This is a genomic window from Bacillus sp. NPDC057893 (assembly GCF_042796455.1).
GTDB lineage: Bacteria > Bacillota > Bacilli > Bacillales > Bacillaceae_G > Bacillus_A.
The window spans coordinates 273,472-280,817 of record NZ_JBHVNG010000005.1; the positions used below are offsets into that span (position 1 = coordinate 273,472).

General features: G+C 31.7%; 10 protein-coding genes. 2 read left to right on the forward strand and 8 right to left on the reverse strand.

Annotated elements, in window-relative coordinates:
* The first annotated feature begins 131 nt into the window (after nt 1-131).
* A complete protein-coding gene (locus ACFVQC_RS22500; RefSeq protein ID WP_377899324.1) occupies nt 132-341 on the forward strand; it encodes a KTSC domain-containing protein in 210 nt (69 codons plus the stop codon).
* Between the two features lie 70 nt (nt 342-411).
* Here ACFVQC_RS22500 and ACFVQC_RS22505 read toward each other — a convergent pair whose 3' ends face one another.
* The 5 genes from ACFVQC_RS22505 to ACFVQC_RS22525 form a co-directional block, all read right to left on the reverse strand.
* Nucleotides 412-624 carry a YqaE/Pmp3 family membrane protein gene (locus ACFVQC_RS22505; protein WP_002065263.1) on the reverse strand — a complete coding sequence of 71 codons (213 nt, stop codon included), beginning with the start codon at nt 622-624 and terminating at the stop codon, nt 412-414.
* 303 nt (nt 625-927) lie between these two features.
* Nucleotides 928-1,584 (reverse strand): DUF6944 family repetitive protein, encoded by a 657-nt coding sequence (locus ACFVQC_RS22510; protein WP_377899326.1) that lies wholly within the window; start codon nt 1,582-1,584, stop codon nt 928-930.
* 253 nt (nt 1,585-1,837) lie between these two features.
* A complete protein-coding gene (locus ACFVQC_RS22515; protein ID WP_002148137.1) occupies nt 1,838-2,545 on the reverse strand; it encodes an SDR family oxidoreductase in 708 nt (235 codons plus the stop codon).
* Between the two features lie 146 nt (nt 2,546-2,691).
* Complete coding sequence (locus tag ACFVQC_RS22520; protein WP_377896222.1) at nt 2,692-2,892, reverse strand: hypothetical protein; 201 nt, start codon at nt 2,890-2,892, stop codon at nt 2,692-2,694.
* Between the two features lie 31 nt (nt 2,893-2,923).
* On the reverse strand, nt 2,924-3,268 hold the full coding sequence (locus ACFVQC_RS22525; protein WP_377896221.1) for a hypothetical protein: 345 nt from the start codon (nt 3,266-3,268) through the stop codon (nt 2,924-2,926).
* A 212-nt stretch (nt 3,269-3,480) separates the two neighbouring features.
* Between ACFVQC_RS22525 and gerPF the strand changes: the two genes are divergently transcribed.
* Nucleotides 3,481-3,696, forward strand: coding sequence for a spore germination protein GerPF (gene gerPF, locus ACFVQC_RS22530; protein ID WP_001141569.1), 216 nt, complete (start codon nt 3,481-3,483; stop codon nt 3,694-3,696).
* Between the two features lie 286 nt (nt 3,697-3,982).
* Here the strand turns inward: gerPF and ACFVQC_RS22535 are convergent, their stop codons facing one another.
* The 3 genes from ACFVQC_RS22535 to ACFVQC_RS22545 form a co-directional block, all read right to left on the reverse strand.
* Nucleotides 3,983-4,318: a YolD-like family protein gene (locus ACFVQC_RS22535; RefSeq protein WP_078186005.1), complete on the reverse strand. Its 336-nt coding sequence runs from the start codon at nt 4,316-4,318 to the stop codon at nt 3,983-3,985.
* Nucleotides 4,319-4,957: 639 nt separating this feature from the next.
* Nucleotides 4,958-5,809, reverse strand: coding sequence for a peptidylprolyl isomerase PrsA (locus ACFVQC_RS22540; RefSeq protein ID WP_377896220.1), 852 nt, complete (start codon nt 5,807-5,809; stop codon nt 4,958-4,960).
* 144 nt (nt 5,810-5,953) lie between these two features.
* A complete protein-coding gene (locus ACFVQC_RS22545; RefSeq protein ID WP_377896219.1) occupies nt 5,954-6,940 on the reverse strand; it encodes a glycoside hydrolase family 25 protein in 987 nt (328 codons plus the stop codon).
* Nucleotides 6,941-7,346: the final 406 nt, after the last annotated feature.

The window sequence follows — 7,346 nt, forward strand, 5'->3', positions numbered from 1 at the left end:
TTATAATTACGTATAAAGAACATTTGATATATTGCATGTAAATATAATACCTCTTTAATTATTAGGATTTCAACACGACAATCCCCTTATCTACAAGAAACCATCTAAAATGAAAAGTAAGGAGTTGCGTAATGATGAAGCTCTCTCCCGTTACCTCAAAAAATTTAGTTGCTGTTGGCTATAATCCTTTTTCTATGATTTTACGTATTCAACTAAAGAATGGTATGTATGATTTCTTTAACGTGCCAGAAAGCATTTACACCGGTTTATTAAACGCACACTCTAAAAGTTATTATCATAATACTTATATTAAAAATTCTTACCGCTATACTAAAATTTAAACTTGATTGGCATACAAAAAAGAAAGGCGAATCAAATCCCCTTTCTTTTTTGTATGTTTTCAATCGTAATTTACCTTCTATTTCTTTTATTAATTTCATCGTACGCCTGAACTTGTCTTTTAAGTCGCCTGTCGGCTTTTTTATCATGTACGACAAGAACTGCGTGTATCGCTCCTGGAACCCAAAAAATTAAGGTTAAAATGAAATTAATAATCGCTTGAAACGGCTTTCCGCAAAATAAAACAGCTACCGGCGGAAGTAGAATTGCTAATAAGTACATCATCTCTAAAATAACCCCTTTTTGTTTATTTTCAATCCTTATTCGTTCATTTCCTACACTATCAAATCTACAAAGTTATATTATTTCCACAAATGCAAATTAGAACTCATTATTACGAGTATTAGATGTCTGAGTGAAAATAATTGAGAAACCACTCACTAACATACAAAAGCAATATTCACCTTTTCTTCTATGTACATATTCTACACCTATATGAAAAAGCCTACAAAAAGAATTATCACATCAATCTTGTCCCACTTATAAAGATGAAATACTCCAAACTCCTATTAAATGAGTATCTCAACGTCATTTCTTAGATTCTAATCTTTGCTCTTCTACTATTTCGGTTAATCCAATTGCTGAAATTACAGTACCTATTGCCTGTATCCAAATACCTATTAGCCCTATTATACGTTGATCTTCTTTATCTAAATTACTGTCTTCATTTCCCTTTTCTTCTTTTGATATATTGTGAATACCTTCATATGCTTGTAATCCCGCACCTAAACTTTGCATTGAATTCCCTAATACAATAATCCACTGTATTTCATTTATCTCATTCAATGCTACTTCTACTCCTAAAAAAGCTCCAATTGATTGCAAACTATTTCCAGTAATTATAAGAAAATCATTTTCTTTCATTTGTTCATTTAGATTAAAATACGTTCCTATTACATTAGAAATATTACCTAAAGCTAATAACTCAATCCCCGTCTTCGCTAGCGCTTTATTTTTATTATCTATAGTTACATCTTGCTTCTCACATTTATCTTCATCTTTCGCATCAATAGTTGCTATAATTTGTAATATATATCCGAGGGCTTGTAATGAACTCCCTACAATAACAAGATCCGACTCAATCTTTTCTTCTCCTGTAAACCCTCTAGTTGTTCCAATAGCTGCTATAAGATTTCCTCCTACTTGAAACCATGCCCCTGTCAATTCTAAATCGCGTAGGTTCATTTCCCATCACCTATATTTAAATTTTCTAGTACATTCGAAATAAACAAATATCACCTTTAATTCATTATTTTATTTTTCATATGTAATTTTGTGCATCACATAATGTACTAATAATACAAAAGAGCACCTTTCAGGCGCTCTTTTTGACAAGGAGTTTCTCGATAAATGTATAATTTGCAAATGCTTCCTACATAATTCAATATATACTTGTCCTTCAAAACTGTGAATATAACATTTAATACTCATCTGAACATTAAATGCATACCGGGCATGTCAATGAATCTCCATTTTTATCTATTGATATATTTAATATATAATGAATTGCTTTATGTGACCACATTTCAGGTGTAGGAGATTCTTTTACATATTGAGGTGCACATAAATGAAGCATTGGAGTGCTAACACTTCCACCTGGATCTAAAGCAACTACGGCCATGCCATTTGGCAGTTCCATTGCCATAGACTGCGTGATACCTTCAATAGCAAACTTCGAAGCACAATATGGCGCAAGTTCAGCCTCGCCTTCTCTTCCCCAACTAGAGCTCATATTAATAATAATCCCTTCTTTCCTAGCTATCATCGCCGGGACGAACGCCCTAATGACATTTACTACCCCGTTCACATTTACACTCATTACACTTTCAAATTCTTGAGCGGTAACTTTCCATAGCGGTGCATTTTGATTAACAATCGATGCATTATTTATTAACATATCGGGAGCCCTATACCTATTAAGAATACGACTTGCCCATTTACTAACTTGGTGATGATTTGAAACATCAATTATTTGAAAATCATGTGAAGCACCGTAATATTTATTAAGCTCTTCAATTTTATTTTTTGAGCGTCCACACCCTGCTATGTTCCATCCCAATTCATGAAACCTATCAACCATTGCACGTCCTAACCCTTGCGTTACTCCAGTAATAATTACAAGTTTCCCAATGTCGTTTCGCTCCAACTGCATCTCCTCCTTTCAATTAATATTACTCTTTTTATTCTTATTCAACTTCTCACTTAAGTATCAATTCATTTCATACTTTAGAAGTATTTTTGATATTACATATTACAAATAAAAAGAGTAACCATCATAGTTACTCTTTTTGTTTAAATATCCAAAAAATCACTGTTTATATCGTTATTATTTTTAATTTTCATTTTCTCTTTCCCACATTTCTCACACCGATAAATATAGGCTACACCCAATTTACCATTTTTATAATCTTCGTTATCTTGCATCCTAATGAAGTTATATTTATGTTTACAGTTCGATTTATCTAAATATTTTCCAACCCACTTTTTTAACATAATATAACCTACCTTATCGAAGAATTTTCACTTAGTCTAATTGCATATTTTTATGTGAATTCTCAATTTCATTTTGTAACTTTTTAAATTGTTCAAAGTGCATTGTTATAGATCGACTACTATTATTATCCGCGTTGTGCTGTACTAACAAAACACCGGTATCATGAAAAATCACTTCGAGTTCTTTCCTTATAGATACTTTCGTAATATGTGCTGTTTTAATTGCCGATAAAATTGCTATTTCATTTAACTTTAGTTTTATTTCATTAGGACAAAATGCTTTTTCAACCAATGTAACATCATTACTATAAATAAGTGCAACAAGATTACTTGATTTTGCATCTGTTAAATCTACTTTTTTCATAACATTATTCATAACATTTCGCCTCCTTTAATTCCGTATATATTAATTATTCGAATTTATTCTTTTTAAAATTCAACTCTTCATTAATTTTAACATACTTTTTGCTCGATTGATTAAACAAAGCTTCAAACATTTTTCTATTCCGGAATATTTGTCAAATGAACCAATTAGACTATACTTTCATATAGTAATGCAAACAATTACTTATAAAGTAGGTGAAAATTATGCCCTCTGTTGTTGGGAATTTAGTTGTACAAAATAGTAACGGATCTTTCAACTTAGGTGATTTCTATAATGTTTCTCCAAAAGAGAATACGAAAGCTTATAACGGCTCTGGCGCATCTAACGTTGGTTTCGTAGTGAACACTTTTAGTGGGGTTAGCGCGACTAATACATTTGATTCTGATCTAGCAGATCAAAACCAAGTTGGTACGGCCTAACCAAATCTGCAATCATCTTTGTATAACATTTTTAAATTTGTCTATACTATACTCAGGCTGATACACAGCTATCGTCGATTTTTTGAGTGCCAATCTTTTTCTCCCTTTCCCTGGGACTAAGCAGCTAGCTTGCATCTAGCTGCTTTTTCATTTAGTTCTTCACCTCTTCAAAAAAATTAGGCTTTTACAGGCAGCCTGACTCACAGCCGAATTTTGAGGCGTAAATCTAACTGCCCGCAAATAGCTGGATAAATTACAGAAGCTAAACTTCAAAATTCAGCTTCTTTTAAGTTACATCAATTATGTCCCTTGCAGCAAATATATATGTTTTATAAAATGCATCTGTACATTTTACAATTTGTTGAATTGGATTTATATGAACCACTGTCATATAACTCGTAAGTATGTATCCTTCTTCAAAATAGGTCACTAACATCTCTTCTTCAGACAATAATGAAGTTAATAATTTGTCTGAAATGCTTTCTTTCGCTTCATTCGTTATTAGCGGTCTTTGGACTTTTAATTTCTCTCCAATAATTTTTCTCATACTTAATAATTGTTCCGACATTACTGTAAACGGAACCCACTCTCTTCCTTTTTCCTGTATCTTTACATAATTCATTTTCTTTACTCCTCAATTTTCTACATCCATCTATTCATAAAAACAGAAACTTTACTTCTAAATACACTTTATCCATCTCTTATTTATATGTAGCGTAGCTTTCTAATTCAAAACTATTTATACATTTGTAGAAATCTCCACCTTAAAAGAACGTTTGTTCTAATTATACACGAACTAACGTTCTTCCGAAAGTGCAACATGTAAATTTTTTAAACAAAATGCAACTTTAATATATGAAGTTTATTCATACTCATTGATTACTCCCTTTTATTAATCAAATTTCTTTGCACTTCCTAAAAAGTTAATTTATACTCCAATAAATATGATATGTACCATCCTTTAAATTATGTCCTCTATTCAATTTCTAAGAAAATATATTTAGTTTATATTTAACAAAATTAATTAACTAAAACACTATCATTTCAACATTTTGCGAAGTAATTGCTTATTCCTTTTTATTTACACCAAAATTTTCTATTGTAATTCTTAATATTTAAATGTAATATTGTATTGTCTTACTATCTATTTATAACTCACACACTAACGAGAAAAGGGAACTCTATATGAGTTCCCTTTTCTATTAAAAATTAAAAAACAGAAATATAGCACTATGCTAAATCTCTGTTTTTCTTCTAAACCTTACTTCTCATCTAAGAATTTAAATGTATCTTTAAATTCATTATCTGTTACTTTAATATCTGCTTCTTTCAATAGATCATTGATTACTTGTTGTTTCCATTTACCTGTCGTATCTTGTAGTCTTTGTTGTTCTAAATCTTTTCGAATCGTATCTTTCACTTCATCAAATGGTTTCAATTCTTTTTTATCCGTCACTTTTATTATATGATAACCATATGATGTTTTTATTGGCTCACTTACTTGTCCTGCATCTAATTTATATGCAGCTTCCTCAAATTCTTTCACAGTTTGACCAGGGGCAAAACCAGCTATTTCTCCGCCCTGTTCCTTTGAACCAGTATCTTCCGAATATTGTTTCGCTAAAGCGGTAAAATCTTCACCATTATTTATTTTCTCTTTTACTTCTTTCGCAGTTTTTTCATCTTTCACTAAAATGTGACTTACCTTCATTTCTGGTTTATGGTTATCTTTCACATCTTTATCTGTGACAGTCGCTCTAATCGCTTTCTCAAGTGCAATTTCTGGCTTCATTCTCTCTTTTAATTCATCTTCATTTTTTAATCCTACTTGCTCTAAAGCCACTTTAAACTTGTCACCCATTTGTTCCTTCGCTGCTTCTACTTGTTTTTTAGCTTCTTCATCTGATACTTCATATTTATCTAGCAATGCCTTATTTAACATCATTTGAGATAAAGTACTTTTTCCATATGTTTGCCTTAATTCTTTACTTAACTCGTTCTCTGTCACGTTTCCTACTTTTGATGTTGCAACATTTTCTGAGGAACCACACGCAGACAATGTTAGCGCCACACATGTAATAATAGTTCCCATAAATAGCTTTTTCTTTTTCAATTCAAATACCTCACTTTGATAAATGTATATTAGGAACTATACAGCGCTATTGTGAAATTAATGTGTTTTCCGCAAGTATTTCTCTTCATGCCAGAGACAAGCTTTATTAAATACAAAAGCCGGCATAAAGCCGACTTTTTAACATCATTTAATCTGCACATGTTCTTCTTTGATCCATTTGTTCCCACCTATATCTATATATCCATCTTGACGATTCCAAATACGATAAGGGACCTTCCCATCGACCGCACCTGTATCATTCCCGTTTGGTCCATCGTACGTTCTAATTTCATATCCAGGTGTGTATTTTGAATATGCATAAAACCATTGTACATTGAAATGCTCTAACTTAGCCCACTGCTGTTCACCACCTAAACAAATCATATCTTTTTCGCCACCTCCCCAATAACCTTTAAAGATTAAATATGGGATTTTTTTCGTAAGTCTTCCTGTAAACTGTGGATTCGCAGGATTTTCATATAAATTAATGCCGTATCCATCATCATATTTTGAAACTGCAATACCAATTCCATTTGGTTGCTTACTATCTCCAATACTAGATTGATTTGAACCTATAAACCAAGAAAGATTTTTATTCCCAATTAATTGATTTAAATCACATTTTCCAATACCAGGAACATTTCCTGAATCAGTATATTGCCAAATATCACAAGGATATGCTGGTTTATTCCCTCCATAACGAGGAATCCAAATAAAATCAGCATCAATATTGCGAGCTCCAAATGATATATACGTGTGATGCCCTACATATAAACCAATTTTTTTTGCACCTAATCGGCGTAATTCATCAATAAATGCTTGAGTCCCACCTTGCATATCTACCATTGTTTGAACTTCTACATCTGCTACCCAAAATTTGGCGTTTTTATCGCCACGATTCCAAAAATCTTGCGCTTCTTTTTTTGCATCTGAAATAGATATAAAACGGCAAAATGCATAATTTCCAAATGGAATACTACGTTTCTTCATTTCTTTCACATAACCTTGATACATAAAATCGACCGTATTCGAACCATCTTGAACTCTAGCAATAACTAAATCTATTTGAGACGCTGCAATATCCCAATTAATATTTCCATTCCATTTCGAAATATCTACAATATAACCCATTACTAATCAACTCCTTTTTATTATCCTATTCAAAGCTTGTATTATTGCTAGACCCATATACCTAATAGCAAGCTTCTATAAGACAAATAAATATATTTTCATCATTTTTTAAAACTAAATAATTTCTTTTTATCCATAATACTCAAGTTCTTCTTTTTTGCATTTGCAAACGATAGACTTGCGTTTATTTCATACTAAATATCGGGATAAAACTATAAATAATGTGCATACTATATGTAAGCTATTTTAGCTTATACTCATGACTGACCTCCAATATTTTTCAATCTCCCTGTAAAAAGACAGCTAAATAATGAACTGCACCCCGATTGTTAGACACAGTCTAACAATCGGAGGTGTAGTTTTTTTATGACTAAATTTACTTCAGAAGACAAAATGAATGCAGTCA

What these genes read in the sequence shown, in the direction of transcription:
- ACFVQC_RS22500 (WP_377899324.1), top strand. Translation starts at nt 132, where the DNA reads ATGATGAAGCTCTCTCCCGTTACCTCAAAAAATTTAGTTGCTGTTGGC.
- ACFVQC_RS22505 (WP_002065263.1), bottom strand. Translation starts at nt 624, where the DNA reads ATGATGTACTTATTAGCAATTCTACTTCCGCCGGTAGCTGTTTTATTT.
- ACFVQC_RS22510 (WP_377899326.1), bottom strand. Translation starts at nt 1,584, where the DNA reads ATGAACCTACGCGATTTAGAATTGACAGGGGCATGGTTTCAAGTAGGA.
- ACFVQC_RS22520 (WP_377896222.1), bottom strand. Translation starts at nt 2,892, where the DNA reads ATGTTAAAAAAGTGGGTTGGAAAATATTTAGATAAATCGAACTGTAAA.
- ACFVQC_RS22525 (WP_377896221.1), bottom strand. Translation starts at nt 3,268, where the DNA reads ATGAATAATGTTATGAAAAAAGTAGATTTAACAGATGCAAAATCAAGT.
- gerPF (WP_001141569.1), top strand. Translation starts at nt 3,481, where the DNA reads ATGCCCTCTGTTGTTGGGAATTTAGTTGTACAAAATAGTAACGGATCT.
- ACFVQC_RS22535 (WP_078186005.1), bottom strand. Translation starts at nt 4,318, where the DNA reads ATGAATTATGTAAAGATACAGGAAAAAGGAAGAGAGTGGGTTCCGTTT.
- ACFVQC_RS22545 (WP_377896219.1), bottom strand. Translation starts at nt 6,940, where the DNA reads ATGGGTTATATTGTAGATATTTCGAAATGGAATGGAAATATTAATTGG.